20 protein-coding genes are annotated in these 20210 nt (G+C 68.4%); 10 read left to right on the top strand and 10 right to left on the bottom strand.

From position 1 onward, the window contains the following. Nucleotides 1–5: 5 nt before the first annotated feature. Complete coding sequence (gene purU, locus B9A95_RS19075; RefSeq protein ID WP_084048734.1) at nucleotides 6–905, bottom strand: formyltetrahydrofolate deformylase; 900 nt, start codon at nucleotides 903–905, stop codon at nucleotides 6–8. 44 nt (nucleotides 906–949) lie between these two features. Here purU and B9A95_RS19070 point away from each other — a divergent pair, with 44 nt between their 5' ends. After that, on the top strand, nucleotides 950–2059 hold the full coding sequence (locus tag B9A95_RS19070; protein WP_084048733.1) for an aminopeptidase: 1110 nt from the start codon (nucleotides 950–952) through the stop codon (nucleotides 2057–2059). Between the two features lie 159 nt (nucleotides 2060–2218). Next, nucleotides 2219–2560 carry a hypothetical protein gene (locus B9A95_RS19065; protein WP_245808383.1) on the top strand — a complete coding sequence of 114 codons (342 nt, stop codon included), beginning with the start codon at nucleotides 2219–2221 and terminating at the stop codon, nucleotides 2558–2560. A 152-nt stretch (nucleotides 2561–2712) separates the two neighbouring features. Here B9A95_RS19065 and B9A95_RS19060 read toward each other — a convergent pair whose 3' ends face one another. From B9A95_RS19060 to B9A95_RS19050, 3 genes are all read right to left on the bottom strand, one after another. Then, nucleotides 2713–3282 carry a C39 family peptidase gene (locus B9A95_RS19060; RefSeq protein WP_084048732.1) on the bottom strand — a complete coding sequence of 190 codons (570 nt, stop codon included), beginning with the start codon at nucleotides 3280–3282 and terminating at the stop codon, nucleotides 2713–2715. A gap of 202 nt (nucleotides 3283–3484) precedes the next feature. Then, nucleotides 3485–6865 (bottom strand): DEAD/DEAH box helicase, encoded by a 3381-nt coding sequence (locus B9A95_RS19055; RefSeq protein WP_084048731.1) that lies wholly within the window; start codon nucleotides 6863–6865, stop codon nucleotides 3485–3487. A 2-nt stretch (nucleotides 6866–6867) separates the two neighbouring features. Beyond that, nucleotides 6868–8454, bottom strand: a complete 1587-nt coding sequence (locus tag B9A95_RS19050) for a peptide chain release factor 3 (protein WP_084048730.1) — start codon at nucleotides 8452–8454, stop codon at nucleotides 6868–6870. Between the two features lie 424 nt (nucleotides 8455–8878). Between B9A95_RS19050 and B9A95_RS32490 the strand changes: the two genes are divergently transcribed. Then, on the top strand, nucleotides 8879–9355 hold the full coding sequence (locus B9A95_RS32490) for a hypothetical protein (RefSeq protein WP_139806886.1): 477 nt from the start codon (nucleotides 8879–8881) through the stop codon (nucleotides 9353–9355). Between the two features lie 170 nt (nucleotides 9356–9525). Here B9A95_RS32490 and B9A95_RS19045 read toward each other — a convergent pair whose 3' ends face one another. After that, on the bottom strand, nucleotides 9526–10455 hold the full coding sequence (locus B9A95_RS19045; RefSeq protein WP_084048729.1) for a histone deacetylase family protein: 930 nt from the start codon (nucleotides 10453–10455) through the stop codon (nucleotides 9526–9528). Continuing rightward, nucleotides 10452–10805, bottom strand: a complete 354-nt coding sequence (locus tag B9A95_RS19040; RefSeq protein ID WP_084048728.1) for a hypothetical protein — start codon at nucleotides 10803–10805, stop codon at nucleotides 10452–10454. The genes B9A95_RS19045 and B9A95_RS19040 overlap by 4 nt, the downstream gene beginning before the upstream one ends. 222 nt (nucleotides 10806–11027) lie before the next feature. Here B9A95_RS19040 and B9A95_RS19035 point away from each other — a divergent pair, with 222 nt between their 5' ends. Genes B9A95_RS19035 through B9A95_RS19015 form a run of 5 tightly spaced genes read left to right on the top strand, consistent with a single transcriptional unit; the run spans nucleotide 11028 to nucleotide 14984 of the window. Then, on the top strand, nucleotides 11028–11855 hold the full coding sequence (locus B9A95_RS19035; protein ID WP_245808382.1) for a MerR family transcriptional regulator: 828 nt from the start codon (nucleotides 11028–11030) through the stop codon (nucleotides 11853–11855). A gap of 10 nt (nucleotides 11856–11865) precedes the next feature. After that, nucleotides 11866–12882 carry an NAD(P)H-dependent flavin oxidoreductase gene (locus B9A95_RS19030; protein WP_084048727.1) on the top strand — a complete coding sequence of 339 codons (1017 nt, stop codon included), beginning with the start codon at nucleotides 11866–11868 and terminating at the stop codon, nucleotides 12880–12882. Beyond that, a complete protein-coding gene (locus tag B9A95_RS19025; RefSeq protein ID WP_084048726.1) occupies nucleotides 12870–13418 on the top strand; it encodes a GNAT family N-acetyltransferase in 549 nt (182 codons plus the stop codon). Before B9A95_RS19030 ends, B9A95_RS19025 begins: the two co-directional genes overlap by 13 nt. Before the next feature lie 34 nt (nucleotides 13419–13452). Beyond that, a complete protein-coding gene (locus B9A95_RS19020; RefSeq protein ID WP_245808381.1) occupies nucleotides 13453–14367 on the top strand; it encodes a S1C family serine protease in 915 nt (304 codons plus the stop codon). A 5-nt stretch (nucleotides 14368–14372) separates the two neighbouring features. After that, nucleotides 14373–14984 (top strand): helix-turn-helix transcriptional regulator, encoded by a 612-nt coding sequence (locus B9A95_RS19015; protein WP_245808380.1) that lies wholly within the window; start codon nucleotides 14373–14375, stop codon nucleotides 14982–14984. A gap of 159 nt (nucleotides 14985–15143) precedes the next feature. Here B9A95_RS19015 and B9A95_RS19010 read toward each other — a convergent pair whose 3' ends face one another. From B9A95_RS19010 to B9A95_RS19000, 3 genes are all read right to left on the bottom strand, one after another. Then, nucleotides 15144–15611 (bottom strand): P-loop nucleotide/nucleoside kinase family protein, encoded by a 468-nt coding sequence (locus B9A95_RS19010; RefSeq protein WP_084048725.1) that lies wholly within the window; start codon nucleotides 15609–15611, stop codon nucleotides 15144–15146. Between the two features lie 172 nt (nucleotides 15612–15783). After that, nucleotides 15784–16935 (bottom strand): low temperature requirement protein A, encoded by a 1152-nt coding sequence (locus B9A95_RS19005; protein ID WP_084048724.1) that lies wholly within the window; start codon nucleotides 16933–16935, stop codon nucleotides 15784–15786. A gap of 748 nt (nucleotides 16936–17683) precedes the next feature. After that, complete coding sequence (locus B9A95_RS19000; RefSeq protein WP_084048723.1) at nucleotides 17684–18292, bottom strand: DedA family protein; 609 nt, start codon at nucleotides 18290–18292, stop codon at nucleotides 17684–17686. An 85-nt stretch (nucleotides 18293–18377) separates the two neighbouring features. Here B9A95_RS19000 and deoD point away from each other — a divergent pair, with 85 nt between their 5' ends. Continuing rightward, on the top strand, nucleotides 18378–19097 hold the full coding sequence (gene deoD / locus B9A95_RS18995) for a purine-nucleoside phosphorylase (protein ID WP_084048722.1): 720 nt from the start codon (nucleotides 18378–18380) through the stop codon (nucleotides 19095–19097). 283 nt (nucleotides 19098–19380) lie between these two features. On the opposite strand, the gene B9A95_RS33950 is transcribed toward deoD, so the two are convergent. Further along, on the bottom strand, nucleotides 19381–19548 hold the full coding sequence (locus B9A95_RS33950; RefSeq protein WP_170928713.1) for a hypothetical protein: 168 nt from the start codon (nucleotides 19546–19548) through the stop codon (nucleotides 19381–19383). Between the two features lie 113 nt (nucleotides 19549–19661). Here B9A95_RS33950 and B9A95_RS34700 point away from each other — a divergent pair, with 113 nt between their 5' ends. Next, nucleotides 19662–20195 (top strand): hypothetical protein, encoded by a 534-nt coding sequence (locus B9A95_RS34700; RefSeq protein ID WP_212648348.1) that lies wholly within the window; start codon nucleotides 19662–19664, stop codon nucleotides 20193–20195. The last annotated feature ends 15 nt before the right edge of the window (nucleotides 20196–20210 follow it).

The raw sequence follows: 20210 nt of genomic DNA, 5'->3' as shown, positions 1-20210 counted from the left end.
ATGCGCTAGAACACCACCGTCTTGTTCCCCTCCACGAGCACCCGGTCCTCCACGTGGGCCTTCACCGCGCGGGCGAGCACCTGGCGCTCCACGTCCCGCCCCAGGCGCATCAGGGTGTCGGGGGTTTCGCGGTGGGTGACGGGCACCACGTCCTGGGCGATGATCGGCCCGGCGTCGAGCTCTTCGGTGACGTAGTGGCTCGTCGCGCCGATGAGTTTGACGCCACGCTTAAAGGCCGCGCGGTACGGATTGGCCCCAACGAAGGCGGGCAGGAACGAGTGGTGGATGTTGATCACGGGCCTGCCGAACGAGGCCAGGAAGTCGCCGCTCAGAATCTGCATGTAGCGGGCGAGCACGGCGAAGTCGGCCCCGGCCTCCCGCATCAGGCGCACCTGCTCGGCCTCGGCCTCGGCCTTGTTCTCCTTCGTCACGGGCACGACGTGGAAGGGAATGCCAAACATCTCCGCGTCGCGGCGCAGGTCCTCGTGGTTGCTGATCACCAGCGGGATCTCGGCGTTCAGCTCGCCCCGGCGCTTGCGCCACAGCAGGTCCAGGAAGCAGTGATCGTACTTGCTCACCAGCACGGCCATTCGCTTGGGTTCTGCCGTATAGCCCAGCCGCCAGTTCATCCCGAAGGGCTCGGCCACCACCGACGCGAAGGCCCGCTCGAAGGGCTCGCGGGCAAGGTCCAGGCCATCGAGGTGGAACTCCATTCGCATAAAGAACGTGCCGCCCGACGGGTCCGTGGAGTGCTGGTCCGAATGCAGGATGTTCGCGCCATGGCTGTGCAGAAACTGCGAGACGGCGGCCACGATGCCCTTACGGTCCGGGCAGGAGATGGTCAGCACGGCGGTGTTGTGCGGATCGAGCTTGGGGAGTTCGGGTTTGAAAGCGGAGGCCGTCATCTCCGGGCAGGATAGCCGCTGTATAGGGTGCTACGCTCGGGCGCATGCAGACGACCCCAGAAGGCGTGCCCACCGGGACGCTGACCTACGATCCCGTACCCCACGCGGCCCTGCTGGCCGATTACTGCCTCTCGGCAGGTGAGGGCGATCGCCTGCTCGTGGCGGGAGGAACGGGAGCCCTCCCCCTTGTGCGCGAGGTGACGCGGGCCTTCCTGCGCCGAGGAGCGCGGCCCGTGGTGCGGCTGGAGTATCCGGGGCAAGACGAGGACTGGGCCGCCCTCGCCTCCGGCGCGGTGCTCGACCAGACGCATGCGGCAGACCTCGTGGACGCGGAAGCGTTGGACGGCAGCCTGCGGATTCTGACGCCCGAACCGGACCCCAGAGGGGACGCCGCCCGCCGCGCACGACTGACTGCCGCCCGCGCGCCCCTCGCCACCCTGCGCGCCCGCAAGAAGTGGAGCCTGACCCTCTTTCCCACCGCGCACGCCGCCGCACAGGCGGGGATGACCGAAGCGGAGTTCGGCGCGTTTGTGATGCGCGCGATGTTTCTGGACCGCCCAGATCCCGTGGCTGCCTGGGGCGAGGTGCGGACGATGCAGGCGGAGCTGATCAAACGCCTCACCCGCGCGGACGTGGTGCGGATCGAAGCCCCCGGCACAGACCTGACCCTGCGCGTGGGCGGACGGACCTGGGCCAACAGCGACGGCAGGCGCAACATGCCCAGCGGTGAGGTCTTTACTGGGCCGGTTGAGCACAGCGCCGAAGGCGTTGTCACGTTCACCGTCCCCGCGAGCTACGCCGGGCAGATGGTGCGCGGCGCGCGGTTGGTCTTCCGGACAGGCGAGGTGGTGGAGGCGAGCGCCGAGGAAGGCGAAGAAGTTTTGCGCGCCGCCCTTGCCACCGACCCCGGCGCTCGCCGGCTGGGTGAGCTGGGCATTGGGACCAATTCCGGCATTCAGGCGCCCACCGGCAACATCCTGTTCGACGAGAAGATCGGCGGCACCGTTCACCTCGCGCTCGGCCGCTCGTACCCGGAGACAGGTGGTGTGAACGCGAGCGCGATTCACTGGGACCTCATCACCGACTTGCGGCGCGGCGGACGCCTCAGCCTGGACGGCGAGGTGATGCAGGAGGGCGGCGTGTTCCGGCGGTAAGGCGGTGGGTCCCGGGACTGCTGACCGGGGTGGGCCTGCGCGTGGTGCTTACGCCCGCGTTGTTCTCCGGTCACCTCGCCCGGCGGCGTGGATGGACGCCCCGGGGCGTTCGGATGACGTTCTGGACGGGACAGGGGTTGTTTGTGCCTGCGCAGGCAGATGAGGGGGACCGCTGATGAAACGCCTCATCACCGGCATGTCCGGCACCGGCAAGACCTCCGTCACCGAGCAGCTGGCCCGGCGCGGCTTCACGGCCATCGCACCGACACCGACGAGTGGGGTGCGTGGGCCACACACCCCGGCGGGAGCACACCCGACTGGGTCTGGCGCGAGGACCGCAGCCGGCAACTGCTCACCGCCCCACGCGCCGCGTCCCTCGTTCTGTCCGGCTGCAAGACCAACCAAGGGCAGTTTTACGGCCTGCTGGACGCAGTGGTGCTGCTCAGCGCTCCCGTACCCGTGATATTGGAGCGACTCGCCGCGCGCACCAACAACCCGTAAAGAGTGCCGGGGACCAGGCACGAATTCTGGAGCACGTCAAATTCGTCCAGCCCCTGCTGCGGCAACGGGCCACGCTCGAGCTGGACACGTCCACCCTCACGGTGGCGAGGTGGCGGACCATCTGGTTTCGCTGACGGCTGACCGCTGGCCGCCTACCCGATGACCTTCTTCACCGTGCCGCGCCAGTCGGGCGGATACATCACCGCGAACTGGCCCTGGTGATCGGCCCATACGCGCAGAAAGTCGGCGTAGCCCATCCGCACGTAGCCCAGCAACGGGTCCATCAGGTAAACCTGCTGCGCGGCGTCGTCGTAGCCCGCCACAACGCGCCAGTGGGGAATGACCTGGGTGGTGGTGATGTGCGACTGCAGCGCGATCAGGGGCAGGCGGTTGCGAATGGCTGCCCGGACCGTATTCAGCGTGCCTCCGCGAAAGAGCCGAGCTTCCATACCCACCTGGGGCGCAAAGTCCACGATGGCCTGCGCCGTCATGTACGAGCGCTCGGTGGGACGGGTCAGGCGGCTCACGTCCTCCATCGCCATGTCCACGCCGAAATACGCCAGCACCTCGGTGAGGCTCGCCGGACCACAGGCGTTGTAGGTCTGCCGCACCAGGGGCATGCCCGAGAGCACATAGCCTGTGGGCCCAGACGACGCTTTGGGTGCCGTCGCCGCGGCCTGGGCAAGCAGTGCAGTTAGGAGCAGCGGAAGGAGGAAGCGCACGGCCCCAGCATGACGGGGCGGATGAAGATGAAGGGTGAGTTAAGCACTAGACCCATACGGATATGGTCCGCCGCGTTTTCGGCCCGGAAAAGCGCCGGCTTGCGGACTCCACGCGCGGAACCCGCTTTTTCCCAGGGGCTGCGCGCTTTCCCAGTTCGCCTGGATTGAATCACTTCGAAGACGATCAGGTGAGGAGCCCGCATCAGGAGAACACCGTTTCGCGTTCCTCCGCCCCCTCCTCCAATGGAGCGAACAGCACGTTGAGGTCTCCAGTGGTGAGCTGCGTGGCGCTCGTCAGGCCGCCGTCGAGCACGCCCTGGGCCAGCGCGGCCTTACGTGCTTGCAGGTCCAAGATGCGCTCCTCCACGCTGCCCGCCGCAATCAACTTGTAGACAAAGACGGGCTTGTCCTGCCCGATGCGGTAGGCGCGGTCAGTGGCCTGGTTCTCAGCGGCGGGGTTCCACCAGGGATCCAGGTGGATGACCGTATCGGCGGCCGTGAGGTTCAGACCCACACCCCCGGCCTTGAGGCTGATGAGAAACACGTGGGCCTCACCGTCCTGAAAGCGGGCAATCGGACCCGCGCGGTCCTTCGTCTGCCCGGTCAGCTTGGCGTAGGGAATGCCGAGTTCCGTCAGCGGCGCCTCCAGCATCCCGAGCAGGGTGGCAAACTGCGAGAAGATCAGGATGCGGCGGCCTTCCTCCACCATCTGCGGGAGGTTGGCCATCAACCACTCCAGCTTGGCGCTGCCCTCCACCTTGCGGGCGGCTTCCAGCTTGACGAGGCGTGGATCTGTCGCCGCTTGACGCAGTTTGAGGAGGGCGTCGAGGATGGCGATGGAGGACCGGGCCAGCCCCCGCGCGTCAAGTTCCTCGCGCACCCGCTCCAGCATGGTTACGCGCACCGTCTCGTACAAGTCGCGCTGATCGCCGTCCAGGGTGACGCGTACCGGGATCTCGGTCTTGGGGGGCAGCTCCGTCGCCACGTCGCGCTTCTCGCGGCGCAGGATAAAGGGCTTGACCCGGGCGGCGAGGGCCACCTGCCGCGCGCGGTCCCCCTGTTTCTCGATGGGCGTGCGGTAGAGCTCGCGGAAGGTCTTCTCGTCGTGCAGCAGGCCCGGCGTCAGGAAGTTGAACTGCGACCACAGCTCCCCGAGGTGGTTTTCCAGCGGTGTGCCCGTCAGCGCGAGGCGGTGGCGGGCCTTAAGGGCGCCTGCCGCTTTGGCCGCCGCACTCTTGGCGTTCTTGATGTTCTGCGCCTCATCCAGCACAAGCAGATGAAACTCGTGCTCCCGCAGGGTGTCCACGTCCCTCGGCAGCAGCGGGTAGGTGCTGAGCACGACGTCATGCTCTGGGATGCGCCCGAACTCAGCCTTTCGCCCGGAGCCGTGCAGGGTCAGCACCTTCAGGCCCGGAGCGAAACGCTTCGCCTCGGCGCGCCAGTTGCCGAGCACGCTGGTGGGTGCGATCACCAGGGCCGGACGGTCCAGGCGTCCGGCCTCCTTCTCGAGTTGGAGGTGGGCAAGCGTTTGCAGCGTCTTGCCTAAGCCCATATCGTCTGCCAGTATTCCCCCCAGAGCGTACTCGCGCAGGAATTGGAGCCACGACAACCCCTGGCGCTGGTAGGGCCGCAGCTCGACTTTGAGGCCAGCGGGCGGCTCCACCTCCTGAATGCCCCGGAAAGTGCGCAGGCGTTGCCCGAGGTCCAGCAGGCGGTCTGCGCCCAGCCAGCGGGCCTGGAGGGCTTCTTCCAGCGCGGCGAGGCGGGCGGCGTCCAGCACGGGCAGGCGCAGCGGTCCCGCGGGCAACTCGCGCAGGTGCAGCTCCACGAGCACGGAGAGAATGGCCCGGACCCGTCCGGCAGGCAGGGGCAGGCGGCGGCCGTCGGGGAGCCGGGCCAGAATCACGTCGAAGTCGCCCAGGGCGGCGAGCGCCTCGGGCGTAAAGAGTTCCGGGCGCTCGGCGATCAGCGACACCAGGATGGGGATGAGGCTGATGCGCTCACCGCCCACCAGCACGCCAAGTTCAAGGGTAAACCAGCCACCCTGCTCCTCGGTTTCGCCGTACCAGTCGTCCACCTCGGCGAAGCGGTAGGGAAAGCTGGGGTCCACCACCACGCGGAAGCCCTTGGCCTCCAGGCGCGGCGCGTCCAACGTCAGGAAAGTCTGCCAGAGCGCCTCATCCGCATAGGCGAACAGGGCGCTCGACTGCGGATGACGCACCTGCTCGCCCCGCGCGTACAGGTTGGGCAAGCGCTTGAGGCCCGTGCGCGTGACCTGCCCCGCCGCCTTTTTCTCGGCGGCGGCGTCACGGGCAGCGAGGTGCAGCACCCCGCCCTCGTAGCTCTGACGTTCGATCTCCAGCGGTTTGCCACCATACAGGTGGGCCAGGTGCGCCACACCCACCTTCTCCTCCGCCGTACTCCAGCGCCCGCCTCGGCGGCGGCTGACCTCCACCGTCTCCTCGCGCAGGGTCAGGACCGGCTGGTACTTCAATGCCTCCCGCCGGGTTGGAATGGGCGCGGGGGTGGGCACATCCAGCCCGGGAAAACTCTCGCGCAGGGCCTTGGCAAAGCTGGCGGCCTGGGCGGGGGGTACGGCGGGCACGCTCAGGAAGGCCGTCTCCAGCGCAGCGGGCAGGGGTGACGTGACGTGGCCCATCCCTCCCGTTGCCTCGTTCACGTACCAGCGCGGCGAGATGGGCAGCACGCGCACGTTCTCCGGCAGCCGCAGGGCCGGGCGCTGCACCCCGCCCACGTCCATCTGCCAGGCCAGTTCGGCGGGAAGGTCCTCACCCTTCGTCGCCGGCGCGCCCAATCCACGCCAGTACAGCCGCCCCGTCTCCAGCAGCCGCGTCAGCAGCATATCGGTGAGGGGATGGTTGCCCAGAAACCACGCCTCCTCGCCGCCCATCGCGCCGCTCTCACCGCCGAGGGCGAGGAGGTGCAGCACCTCGCGGTCCGGGAGGGCAAAGCGTGGCAGGTGGCCCTCGCCCTCGCCGTGCGTCCAGCGCATGGCGTGGGGGATGGGAAAGACGTTCCCCGGCTCCAACCCTCCGCGTTCGCGGTTGGCGCGGCGCACCTTCAACGTCAGCGTTTCCCGGGACGAGCGGGGCCGCACCGCGAGTTCGAGGTCAAAGCGCAGCGTCTGACGTTCTGTGGCCCTGGCCCCTCCCCCGGCCAGGGGCGTGACCTGCGCCAGCCACGTCCGCAGCGGACTGGCCAGCGGGGGCAGGGCGGGGTTGTCCAGCTCTGCTTCAGGAACGGGCGGAGGCGCCGGCTCTTCCCCACCGCGCAGCTCCTCGCGCTCCAGCGCCGACTCCAGCCCGGGGCTGAGCAGCGCCCGCACGAGGTGTGGACAGTGCTTGCGCCCACACCCGCACTCTCCGCCCCGGTAGATGCCGTCTTGCCTGAGTTGAAAGGTCTGGCGGTAGATGCGCCCACCGTCTTTGACCTGGGACGAACCGACATAGCCGTGGGGCGTGCGGTTCACGACCACGTTGCTCACGCTGCGCGGCGCAATGCGCAGCGCCGCGCTCACGGTGGGCATGGAGAAGAAGGCGGGCGGGACGCGGTTGAGGTTCACCCTTACACCCGCGTCAGGTCTTTCGGCAGCGGCAGAAACTCGATCTCGGGGTGCTGCTCGGCGGTGTAGTCGAGGTCGTACTTGCTTCTGAACAGCATCACCGGGCGGCCCTGATCGTCCTCGACGTGGCGGGCAAAACGGGCAACGTTGCTGGGATCACCGGCCAGCCAGCGCACAAGCTGGTAGCTGGTCACGTGCATCTCCACCTCCACCCCGTACTCTTCCGAGAGCCGCGCCTGGAACACCTCGAACTGGAGCGGCCCTACCGCGCCCAGGTAGGGATCCCGCGCTCCGTCTGTGGGGTAAAAGACCTGCACCACGCCTTCCTCGGCGAGCTGCGTCAGGCCCTTCATAAACGCCTTGCGCTTGCCCACGTCCTTCAGCGAGATGGTGGCGAAGGTTTCCGGCGTGAAGCGGGGGAACGACGGCAGCAGCACCTTGCCGTCCACGCTCACCACGTCGCCGATCTGAAACACGCCCGGGTTGACGAGGCCCACGATGTCGCCGGGGTACGCTTCCTCCACCTTCTCGCGGTCCTGCGCGAAGAGGGTATGGGCCTGCGAGAGCCGCAGCTTACGCCCTGTGCGGGTGTGCGTCACGTCCATGCCACGCTCGAAGTGCCCGCTCATCACGCGCATATAGGCGGTGCGGTCCCGGTGGGCCCGGCTCATGTTGGCCTGGAGCTTGAAGATGAAGCCCGCGAAGGGTGCGTCGGGGGTTCGCTCGCCGAGGTTGGTTGCCACGGGGCCGGGCGGCGGCGCAAGGTCCACGAAATTGCGCAGAAAGTGCTCCACGCCGAAGTTGTTCATGGCCGAGCCGAAAAACACCGGGGTCAGCTCGCCGGTCAGGAACGCAGCCGCGTCGAACTCGGGCATCGCGCCCTGGATCAGTTCCACGTCCTCGCGCAGCTTGGCGGCGAGGTCTGCGCCCACCAGCGCGTCGAGCTGAGGGTCCGCCAGCCCCGCCGTCTGCACGGGCGCGCGGTGTTTGCCGCCGGAGGTGCGCTCGAACACAAGGACCTGTCCGGTCTGGAGGTCATACACGCCCTTGAAATCCGGGCCGTCCCCGATGGGCCAGGTCAGCGGCACGGCGGTGATCTTGAGGGTGCCCTCAACCTGCGAGAGAAGATCGAAGGGGTCCAGCGCCGGGCGGTCCATCTTGTTCACGAAGGTGAGGATGGGGATTTGGCGGTTGCGGCACACGGCGAACAGCTTTTCGGTCTGCGCCTGCACGCCGCGCGCCGCGTCAAGCACCATCAGGGCCGAGTCGGCCGCGGTCAGGGTCCGGTAGGTGTCTTCGCTGAAGTCCTGGTGCCCGGGGGTGTCGAGCAGGTTGACGTGTCGCCCCGAATATTCGAAGGTCAGCGCCGAGCTGGAGATAGAGATGCCGCGCTGCTGCTCAATGCTCATCCAGTCAGATTTGGTGTGTGAGCGGCCTTCCTTGGCCGTCACGCTGCCCGCTTCCTGAATCGCGCCGCCGTAGAGCAGCAGCTTTTCGGTGATGGTGGTCTTGCCCGCGTCGGGGTGGGAGATGATGGCAAACGTCCGGCGGCGGGCAATTTCTTCGGGAAGGGCCGTGGGGATGGTCATGGGAAAGCTCCTGCGGGCATAGTGTGGGCCCGGACTCGGTCAAACGTGTGGACAGCACTGGCAAGCACCTGCGACTCGCGCGCTACGGGGGCGTGAGGAGGAGCGTCATCCGGCCATGATACCGCGTACCGGGCGCGGAGTCGCAGCCCGGCGCCAGAAAGTCTTCTGCTCTCCCACCCCCGCATCTTCTGGCGAATGCGCCTGCCCAGTGGGAGCTCTACGCTGCGGCGATGTCCGCACCCCGCGTTGGTTCCCGACGGTCCTCGCCACCACGGCCGCTTCTCGGGCCTTTCTCGGCTCCAGCCTTGCGGTGGTGCGGCGCTGGCAGACGTGAAAAACGCGAGCGACGTGATCACCGTCACCGGCAGTGCCGAGCGCAGCGTCACCTCCGATTTGGCGGTGCGGACCTCTACCGTCCGCAGCCGTGAGCGAGGGCAACTTGCAAGACGGCTACCGCGCCTTCCGGGCGGCCCTGCCCGCCACCGAAGCGTTCCCGCGGGGGCAGAAGTTCAGCGTGGGCGAGTGGCGTCGCACTCCGGTAAACGCGGGACCCGAGAATTCCACGCTGACCGAGGACGTGAACGGTGAGAACGCGGAGGTGCCGCGCGCGCGCCCGCTACGCGGTCAGGCAGTCCTACCGCCTGCAACCGAACGACATTCCCAGCTGCAGGGCGCGGCCACGTTGGCCTCCGTGGAGGCGAGCCAGGGCGGCCCGCGCTGCGCTCAGGTCGGCACTGCCCTGATGCCCGCACGCGGCACACCGAAAGCGCGACCGGCTGGCCCGGTTCTCCCAGGCGGTGCGCCCGCAGCCGCTGCACCGCCGATCCGGTGTGCGGATCATCCGGTTCCGTCCCCTCCTCTTCGGCGGTTTCACGCCTCTCCGTATACAGACTCCGATTGAACCGCTTCGCAAACGGTTCAATCCAAGCAGAGCGGGCAGGAGAGAAACCGGTTCTGGGCGTGGAGGAAAGCGCACCGGCGGTCTTGCGGTTTGTCAACGAAACACCCAGAACCCGTATTATCGGCCGCCACAGCAAAGGCGCTTTGGCTTCCGCTGGCCCTGGCGACGGGTCACCGGCGACCGGCAACCGAACCCAACAGCGCCTCCACCGTTGTCAGCCGCGCCTCAATCAACTTCTGGGGATCGCGGTTGTAGCCACCTGCCATCACCGTGACGAGGGGCGTGGCCGTTTCGGCGGCCCAGCGAAACACGCGGTCATCGCGCTCCCGTACCCCGGTGGGCGTCAGGGCCAACCTGCCGAGCTGATCGCCCTCCAGCACGTCGGCGCCCGCCAGGTAGAAGGCGAAGTCGGGCCGAAATGCGGCGGCGGCGGGCAGGACTTCGCCTTCCAGCACGGCCAGGTAGGCGGCGTCGCCCGTGCCGTCGGGGAGGGCCACGTCCAGGCCGCTGCGCTCCTTGCGAAAGGGGTAGTTATTCGCGCCGTGGACGCTGACGGTAAAGGCTCGCGCCTCGTTTGCCAGCATCGCCGCCGTTCCGTTGCCCTGATGTACGTCGAGGTCCAGCACGAGGACGCGCCGCGCATGCCCACCGTCCAGCAGCCACTGCGCCGAGATCACCACGTCATTGAGAAAGGAAAAGCCCTCGGCGTGATCGGCGTAGGCGTGGTGGGTGCCGCCGCCGAGGTTCAGGCCCAGGCCCGTGGAGAGGGCGTCTTGGGCCGCGGCAAACGTCGCGCCACTGCTCGCCAAACCGCGCTCCACCACCGACGGGTCCCAGCGGAAGCCCAGTGCCCGCTCCTCCCCGCGCGTGACCTCACCGCGTTGCCAGCGGCGCAGGTAGGCCGGATCGTGGACGCGCTCGGCCAGCGCCCAGTCCAGGAGGGGGGCTTCGAGCAGAGGCAGCCGCGCCTGCACACCCGAGAGAAGCTGCTCCAGAAACTCGCGCGGCAGGAATTGCCGCCGGGGCGGGGGCCGGGCCGCGTAGGCCGGGCGGCGAAAGGCCGTCCAGGCGCGGAGGAAGGGCGGTGTGGCAGCGCTCAAGCCCGTAGGCCTCCCTGCACACCCCGTAGGCGGGCCGCTTTGGCACGCGCCGCATCCAGCACAGACGCGGGCGGTGGGCCCAGGGCCTGCCAGATCGCCTCCGGGACCTGGTCACGGGCCTGACACACCGCGCTCAGGGCCAGCGCCACCACGTCTGCGTCCTGCGCGTCCAGCACGCCCGCCCTCAGGGCAGCGGCGGCGGGGAGCAGTGGGGGCACGCGAACGCCCACCACGTCCGGCGGAATGAGCCGCTCACCCTGCTTGAGCATGAGGTGGGCGCAGGCGATGGCCCAGACGGCCGCGTTACGCTCTGCGTCCGTGAAGGGAAAGGAAGGGGAAGGAACGGACATACAGGTCTCCTACACCGAAGGGGATGATGGCGGAGATGGGCGTGAACACCTGCGAAACCGGACGCGTCGGGAGCCATCATAGGGGATGTGCCCCGAACAGCACGCCGCATACGTCTTGACGTGAACCGTTTTGTCCTGGCTCCTGCCAGCTGACGGCCCTTTCCCCTCCCCCTTGACCCTCACGCCGCGTCAGCCCCTACGCTGCTCATCAGAAGGGAGGTGGTGGAGACGGTCCGCAGAGACACACCGAAAGACACGGAAGAAACGCAGGTGACGTGGACGGTGGGCGACGTGTCGGCCCTCACGCGCGTGAGCGTCCGAACGCTGCACCACTATGACGACCTGGGGCTGCTGCGGCCAGGGGCGCGCAGCGAGGCCAACTACCGCCTGTACACGGCGGCGGACCTCGCCCGGCTGTGGCGCATCCTGACCTACCGCGACCTGGGCTTTGGGCTCTCCGAGATCGGGCGGCTGCTTCAGGCTCCCCCGGAGCAGGAGCGTGCTGCGCTGCAAACCCAAGCTGCCCTGCTGCGCGAACAGCAGCGCCGCACGCAGGCCACGCTGGACGCCGTGGAAGCCTTTTTGCAGGCCGCTGGGCGCGGCGAGGGAGAAGTGAGCATCATGACGAACAGGGACATCAAGGAGATTTTCGACGGCTTCGATCACCGCGGATACGAGGCTGAGGCCGAGGAGCGCTGGGGCGACACCGACGCCTACAAGCAGAGCGCGCAGCGCGTGAAGCGCTACGCCAAGCAGGACTGGGAAACCATCAAGGGGGAGATGCGGGCCATCACAGACCGCTACCTCGCCCTGATGGCCGCCGGGGTGGCCCCCGAAAGCCCCAAGGCGCAAGCGGTGGCTGCCGCCCACCGCGAACACTTCCACCGCCGCTACTACGACTGTTCCCCGGAGATGTTCCGGAGCCTGGCCCAGATGTGGGTGGAGGACGAACGCTTTACCCACAACATCGACAAAGCGGGGCCAGGCCTGGCGGCGTATCAGAGCGCGGCAGCGGTGGCGTGGGCGGACGCGCAGGGGAAAGCCGATTAAGCTGAAGGGCGTGAATACCCTGATGCAGCGCCTGGGTCTACGCGTGCCCGTCGTGCTGGCCCCCATGGCGGGGGGACCGGGAACGCCGCAACTGGCCGCTGCCATCTCGCAGGCGGGGGGACTGGGCAGCCTGGGGGCCGCGTACCTCTCGCCCACGCAGATCGCGGAGGCGGGAGCAGTGGTGCGGGCGCACACGGAACGGCCCTTTGGCGTCAACCTGTTTGCGCCGCAGCCCCTGCCTCCGGTGACGCAGGCGCAGCGGGAAGCCGCCCTGGCCGAACTCGCTCCACTGCACGCGGAACTGGGGTTGCCGCCACCCGCCCTGCCAGAACGGACCCAGGAGGACTTCAGCGCGCAACTCGGAGCGGTGCTGGCCCTGCGGCCCGCCGCCTTTTCCTTCGCGTTCGGGCGGCTGGGCGGCGTGGAACTGGAGGCGCTGCGCGGGCAGGGCATCCTGGCGTTCGGCACCGCGACGGGCGTGGAGGAAGTCCTGGCCCTGGCGGCAGACGGGGTGGACGCGGTGATCGTGCAGGGCGGTGCGGCGGGCGGGCACCGGGGCGGCTGGCTGCGGGAAGAACTGGCCGACACGCTGACGCTGGTGCGTGCGGCGAGGGAGGTCACGGCGCTGCCGATCATCGCGGCGGGCGGCCTCATGACGGCGGTGGAGGTCCGGGCGGCGCTGGACGCTGGAGCAGAACTCGTTCAGTGCGGCACGGCCTTTCTACGCGCGGCGGAGGCGGGAACGCCCCCGCCCTACCGCGCGGCCCTGGCAAAAGCCCATCCCGGGACCACCACCCTCACGCGTTCCTTCAGTGGACGGCTGGCCCGGGGACTCGTCAACCGCGTTACCGCCGAAGTCCAGCGTCCCCTCCCCTACCCTTTCCAGAATGCCCTGACCCGCGCGCTGCGGGCCGAGGCGGCCCAGACCGGGCGCGCCGAATTCCTGAGCCTCTGGGCGGGCGAGGGCGCACACCGGGGCCAGGAGGGAACGGCCGCCGATCTCCTGAGGGCGTTGTGGCCGGGATAAGCCTCCGCCCGCTCCGCCCCGGTGACGAGGACGCCGCCGTGCGCTGGGCCGCCGACGCCGAGTTCTGCCTCGCGTCGGGCTGGACGCCGGGCCTCGCGCCCAGGGTGGTGCGCCAGCACTGGGCGCGGATCATCGCGGGGGGTGAGGCGGGTTTTGTGCGGCTGGGCGTGGAGCTGGAGGGCCGCCTGATCGGCTACACGGACCTGGGGAACTTGTCGCGCACGGCTGCGGAGTGGGGCATTGGGATAGGCGAGCGGGCACAGTGGGGCCGGGGCATCGGGCGAGAGGTGGGGCGCCAGACGTTGACCCAGGCCTTTGAAACGCTCGAGTTGCGGACAGTCCGGGCCGAGGTCCACGTCCCGAATGTCCGCTCACACGCGCTGATGCGCCGCCTGGGCTTCCGGCAAGCTGGGTTCGGCACTCCAGAACTCTACCGGGGTGAGGTCGTGGAGGTGGTGCGCTACGCCGTGAGGCGGGAGGACTGGGCCGCTGTCCCTGGCCATTTGGAGGGGCACGCGGCCCCGCCGTTTGCCTGAGGCGGTTTTTACCGGCCAAGCGCACGATGACCCCATGACACACTTTGCCGACCTTTCCAACCAGATGGCCGATGCCGTCGAAGCCGCCGCCGCCCACCTCGTGACTGTGCACGCCGCCCGGCCCATCAGCGGCACGGTCGTGGGGCCGGCGCAGGTCCTGACGGTGGCCCACCTCCTCCACGCCGACGAACTGACTGTGCGGACCCCCGACGGCGGCGAACTGCGCGCGGTGGTGGTGGGGCGCGACCCGTCCAGTGACCTCGCCCTGCTGCGCGTGGAGGGACTGACCCTCTCCCCCGTCGCCCCCACAGCGGGCGTGCGGGTGGGTGAGCTGCTCCTCGCGGTAGGCCGTCCGCCACATGGCGTGCAGGCGACGCTGGGGCTGCTGGAGCAGGCTGAAGCGCGGCGTGGCTGGCTGCCCACCGGGGCCGCCCCCTTTCCTGGAATCAGCGGCGGCGTTCTTGTGGACGCGCGGGGCGGGATGGTGGGCCTGCTAAACGCGGGGATGCGGCGCGGGACCCTGCTCGCCGTTCCCGCCGAACGGGCGCTGAAGGTGGTGGGGCTGCTGGCCTCCGGCGGGCGCGTGCCGCAGGGATATCTGGGCATCGCCACGCAGCCCGTCTTGCTGCCTTTGGGTGAGGCGGGGACGGAAAACGAAGCCGACGTTCACCGGGGCCGGGGACCCCGCGGACGGGGACACTGGGGTGGACGCCGGGGCCACGGGCGGGGCCGCCTCGGCCTGACTGTGGTGCAGGTCGAGCAGGGCAGCCCCGCTGAGGCCGCCGGGCTGCGGGTGGGCGACATCCTGCTCTCGCTGGGCGAGGGAAGCGTGCGCCATCCCGGCGAACTGCTGGAGCGGGTACGCGAGCACGCGGGCGAAACCCTGAGCGCCCGGTTGCTGCGCGGCGGCGAGGAAGTGGACGTAAGCTTCCAGATCGGGGAGCGGTAAGCGCCGTGACTGGACGTGGGGAAGGCGCCGGGCTGTCCCAGCCCACCGTGGCGGTGGCCCTGCGTTCCCCTGCCCTTCAGGCCGGGGTAGAGGCCCTGTTGCGCGGCTTTGGCCTGGGCGTCATTGCGGGCAGCGAGGCCGACGTGCTGGTCCTCGACGACGCGGGACTGGCGGAGGGAGACGCCCTGCGCACCCTGCAGGAAGGGGGCGTGGGCGTTGTGGTCCTCGGGTCAGCGCAGTGGAGCGGCCCACTCGCCGAGGCGCTGGAAGGCGGCTGGGCCGTTCTGGGTCCCGACTGCACCCCGGCAGAACTCCTCGCGGGCGTGCTCGCCGCCGCCGCCGGCCTCGTCGCCCTGCCCCCGGAAACCCTCGCGGCCCTGGGCACGGACGGGGAGGAAGAGCCGCCCATTCACGGAGACGTGCTCCTCACCCCACGCGAGCGCGACGTGCTGGCCCTCCTCGCCGGAGGCCTGAGCAACAAGCGCGCGGCCCGCGAACTCGGCGTCAGCGAGAGTACGGTCAAATTTCACGTGCAGGCCGTCTATTCCAAGCTGGGTGTGCAGAGCCGGGCAGGAGCGGTGACGCGGGGCGTGCAACTCGGGCTGATCAGCGTGTGATGTGGGAAACTGGGTTCAGCGGTGTACCGCTGTTCGATCCGGACGGACGCGTCAAGCCAAGCAGCATAGGGAGGCGAGAAGGAAAACCACGTGCTGCCAGGAGAATAACGCGAGCGGCCCGCAACGGCCCGGCGCACAAGCGCCTTGCTTGGCGAGTCGTCACAATTCGTCCTCCGCCGGAGCTTGAAAATTCTCCATCCACTCCAACAGTTTCGATGCCGGGATTTGAAACGTTCCCTCCGGGAACTCCGCATTTCTACGCTCAAGCCTGGAGAGCAGCACCTCCTTAGAGACATCCAAGAAATGCACTGCGCAGATTGCGCCGAGTGCTGAGGCCCGGGCCCGGTACTCTTCGCGTTCGCTTCTTCCCCAAAAACCAAAGTCGAGGATCACATCGGTTCCAAGTTGCAGAGCGCGAGCCGCGACGTCCCACATGATCTCTTCAATCAACTTATGCCGGGTATCGTGCTCCGGATGCACGAAATCCAGGGTAAAGTCGTGGCCGAAGAGCCGGATGTGCCACTCGTCCAACGTAAGCCGCAAGGCGTGTTGCTCAAGTTCAAGTCGCTTGGAGTATGTGGTTTTCCCCGCACACGGTAGACCAACAATCAGATGTAAGGTTGCCATTTGCGCTCATTTTCCCGCTTCCCAAGTTACTGACGGGCGATGCCCGGGTCCAACTCCTCAGCGCGGAGCGGCCCACAAAGAAGAAGCCAAAAAGTGGCAGGCAGCGGAAGTGAAACGCTTCCCGAAAACAACACCGGGAAGGGTGGAACCGGAGGTGCCTGCCAGTTACGCCTCAGCCCTTCTCCACCGCCCGCCCCTCCACCACCAGCAATCCCACCGTCAGCGCCACGCACAGGGCGAGTTGCGGCAGCCTGCCCCAGACCAGCGCCACAGGAACGGTGAGCAGGGCCGCGCCCCCCGCGAGGAGGCGTAATCTCCCCGGCCCCAGGCGCAGGGTACGGCGAAACACCACGTCGCCGAGCAGGTACAGGGCCAGACCGCCCGCCAGCTCGCCCGCGCCGTGCCGGGTGGCGTGACCGAGCGGATGGGCAACGACGCCCTTGATGCCCGCCGCCAGCACGATGATGCCCGAAAGCATCAGGAAATGGCCGTAGCCAAAGGCCACCAGCGCCATCCGGGCGCGTTCGCCGTCCGGCAACCCGGTCAGGCGGCGCTCGGCCCGCTCGTCGTCACCGCCGAAATAGGTCCACCACAGGGCGGCGGCCAACGCCAGCGCGAGGGCCGCTGTGGCGACCAGGGTCGCGTTCACCGCCAGCCCCCGCGCCCCTGTGCCGATGGCGACGATGCTCTCGCCCAGGGCGATCAGCACCACGAGGCCATGCCGTTCTACAAAATGCGCCGGACTGAGGGTAAAGCCGCGCTCCCGTCCCAGAAAGGAACTGGAGACCGACACCGCCACTGCCCCCACCCACAGCGGCCAGTCCCAGGGCGGGGCCACGAATCCTGCCAGCAGCACCAGCCCCGCCGACAGGAGATTGAAGGGCGCGATGCCCACAATGGCCCGCGCGCTCCCCGTCTGGGCATGGGTAAACAGCCCTGCGTGAACGAGCGTGACCGTCAGCAGGCCCAGCCCATAAGGCACGCCCCCGGAGCCGAACACCTGCGGAATGGACAGCGCCATGACCAGAAAGCCCGTCATGCCCGTGAACATCAGCAGGCGGTGCCGGGTGCGCCCCAGGCCCACGTTGCTCGTCAGCCAGACGTAGCCGCTGTAAATCCACCAGATGGTCATAAAGACGAGGGCAGCCTTCAGGTAATCGGTCCAGCCCTCCGCACCCACGATCAGCCCGGTGAGCTGCGTGACCGTGAAGACAAACACCAGATCCAAAAACAGTTCCAGTGAACTGACCCGCGAGATCACGGCGTCCGTCCGGCGGGTCCGGACAGACTCAGAAACGGGGCGCGGCTGGGTGGGGTCTTTCACGCCTCCATCATGCCCGTTGGGACGACCCCTGCGGCCCGCCGTCTTCGGCGACCTTCCCGTCCTGAGGGCGGCCCTCGCGGATATGCGGACGCCTTGCTGTACCTGAGCGACGCGGCGATGGACGGAGCCTGACCGCGCGAGTGCGTGCGTGAGGTGGCGGCCCTGGGCTGCCCGGTGGTACGCGGCAACGCGGACCGGATGATGTCCGCCCCCTGTGCCCTTTACGCCACGCGGCTTTCCTGCTGAGGAGCGGCTGTGGGAGATTGGCGGCTGGAGTCACGCGCAACCCACCGCTGAGGAGCGCCTGCTGATGGACGCTTACCCGGCGGCGACAGAGCTTCCCGGACGCCTCAGAGCTTCCCGGACGCCTCGCCTTTCGCGGCGGCCCCAAGCGGAATGACGGGGGGCTACAGGCGGGAACCTCTCCCGAGCGACGGACAGAACTGCGCGCCGCATACGGAGAGCAGTTCATCTGGGCGGGCGGTCACGCCCACAAACCGCTCCTCCGCACCCTGGATGGCTGGTCGCTGCTCAACCCCGGCAGCGTCGGCCTGGCGTTCGAACGATGGGGGGAGCGGGACACGCACCGTGCGCGGAGTACGTGCCGCTCGGCCTTGGGACTGAAACCGTCCAGACCACCTTCTGCCGCGTCCCCTACGAGGCCCGCGAACTGCAGGTGGGCAGTTCTGGACAGCGGGGGATGCCCCACGCCCGCTGGCTGGCGGAGGGCTGGGTGGAGGGCTTGGCGCTACTTCCCGTTCTCGGAAACCGCGTTGCGGCGCTGACGCAAGAACGCCACGAGCAGCGGCCCGGTGCTCAGCACGGCGGCCCCCAGCACGGCCAGCAGCACGTAATGGTCCAGGTTGGGCACGAGGTGACCCAACCCGTAGCCCAGCAGGGGGATGGAGACGGCCCACAGCACGCCGCCAATTACGTTGTAGAGGTTGTAGCGGGAGAGCGGCATGCCGCTGACCCCCGCCATCGTGGGTGCGACGACGCGCACCACCGGAATGAAGCGGGCCAGCACCACCGTGATCTCGCCGCGCTGCTCGTAAAAGGCGCGGGTGCGGGCAAGGTGTTCGGGCTTGAGCAGCTTTCCACCAGGCCGCAGAAAGACCTGCTGCCCGTATCTGTTGCCGATCCAGTAACCCAGCAGGTAGCCGAGGACCGCTCCCGCCGCCACAGCCAGCATGACGCCCGCCAGGCTGATCTTGCCCTCCCGGGCGAGGTATCCTGCCGCGATCAACAGCGTGTCGCCAGGCAGAAAAAAGCCCAGCAACAGGCCACTTTCCGCGAATACGGTCAGAAAGAGCCCCAGATAGGACGCGCTGAGAAACAGGTGGGTCAGGTCCGGCATCGCCCCGCAGGATAGAGCAAGCTCCCTTCCCCCGCCTCCGCCCAAAGGTGCAGGCGAGGAGGGCCGGGCTGCTAGCCTGGGCACCATGAGCATTCACCTTAACGCCCAGCCTGGAGTGATCGCCGAGACCGTCCTCCTCCCCGGTGATCCCCTGCGCGCCCAGCACATTGCGGAAACCTTTTTCGAGAATCCTGTGCAGCACAACTCCGTGCGCGGCATGCTGGGCTTTACCGGTACCTACAAGGGCAAAAAGGTCAGCGTGCAGGGCACCGGCATGGGCATCGCCTCCTCGATGATCTACGTCTCGGAACTGATTCAGGACTACGGCTGCAAGAACCTGATCCGCGTGGGCACCTGCGGCAGCTATCAGGCAGACGTGCATGTGCGCGACCTGGTGCTCGCACAGGCGGCCTGCACCGATTCCAACATCAACAACATCCGCTTCGGAGCCAAGAACTTTGCCCCCATCGCAGACTTCGGACTGCTGCTGCGCGCCTACCAGATTGCCCAGGAGCGCGGCTTCGCCACCCACGTGGGGAACATCATGTCTTCGGACACCTTCTACCACGACGATTTCGACCAGTACAAACTCTGGGCGCAGTTCGGGGTGCTCGCCGTCGAGATGGAGGCCGCCGGACTGTACACCCTGGCCGCCAAGCACGGCGTCCGCGCGCTGACCATCCTGACCGTCAGTGACCACCTCGTCACCCGTGAGGAAACAACGGCGGAAGAGCGGCAACTGACCTTCAACGGCATGATTGAGGTGGCGCTCGATGCGGCGCTGGGCGAGGAACAGACGGGCTAAGCTTCATCCTTGCTGCGCCATTGCCCGCAGCCGCTGGGCCGTACTGGCCTCCGCCGGAAAGAACGCCTCGGTGGCGAGTTCGGACAGCGTGGTGTCGGTGGGCGTACCGAAGGCCGTGGTGGAGATCAGGAACAGGAGGCCCCCAGCAGTCGGAAGCCGCAGCGGCGCTGAACGGGGGTACGGGATATCCCTTCAGCTCGGTCAGCAGTTCAGTCGCCGCGCCGTCGCCTCCACCTGCCTGGCCAGCCGCGACGGCGGGTGCCCCCGCCCCATTCGCTCCGGTTCAGGATGTTGAAGGCCAGACCACGCTGGAGGGCGGGCAATGGCGCAGCACGTTCATGGGTGGGGCAAGCAGTTCGGGCGAGTCACCCGCGACGAGGCGCGTCAGCGACGCGGTGGCCCGGACCAGCGGGCCTGTGCCGGCCCACCGCCAGGGCCGGGTAGGGTTCATGCCTTCGCAGCACAAGTTCGGCAGCCTGAAGCTCTCGGCTGTCCAGGGTCCGCGCCGGGCGGCGCGGACCCTGCGGCGAGGAACAGGGCGTTGCGTTCGCGCAGGAGCACGCTGTGCCCTCCGGCCAGGCACAGCACCATGTCGCGGCTTGGGGTGGCGCGGCCCGCACCCAGTTTCCCGGCTTTGTCTCTCGCCGCCTGGGCGAGGCCGAGGCCCACCACAATGCCGTGCCCTTGTCGTGGGAACTGACCTCACCCGATGAACGCCTCCACTCGGTTACTGGCTTTCTGAACCCCGTGCCGGGAGGCGTGACGGCCGCTCCATTGCTGCGCCGGACACTGCTGGCGGACGCCGTGGTCAGCGGCGCCTTCGGCCTGGCGCTGGTGGGCAGTGCTCCATTCCTGCTGGGCCTGCCCACCGAACTGCTGCGCGCCGCAGGGTCGCTCCTCTTGCCGTCCCGCCGCGTGGGCGTCATGGCCGTCAATACGCCTTGGTTGGCCGAAAGCCTGCGTCTGCTCGCGCCGGGCCGCGTGAACCCCACCTTCCTGGGTCGCGCCCGGGTCATGGCCGGGGCCATCCTCGTCGCCCTGTTCACGGCGGTGCAGGCAGCGGGTCTATGGCGGGCCAATCGTCCTCCGCTGGCCTGACGCGGAAAGGGACTC

This window comes from Deinococcus hopiensis KR-140 (assembly GCF_900176165.1).
Lineage (GTDB): Bacteria > Deinococcota > Deinococci > Deinococcales > Deinococcaceae > Deinococcus > Deinococcus hopiensis.
This window is presented reverse-complemented; position numbering and strand designations above follow the sequence as displayed.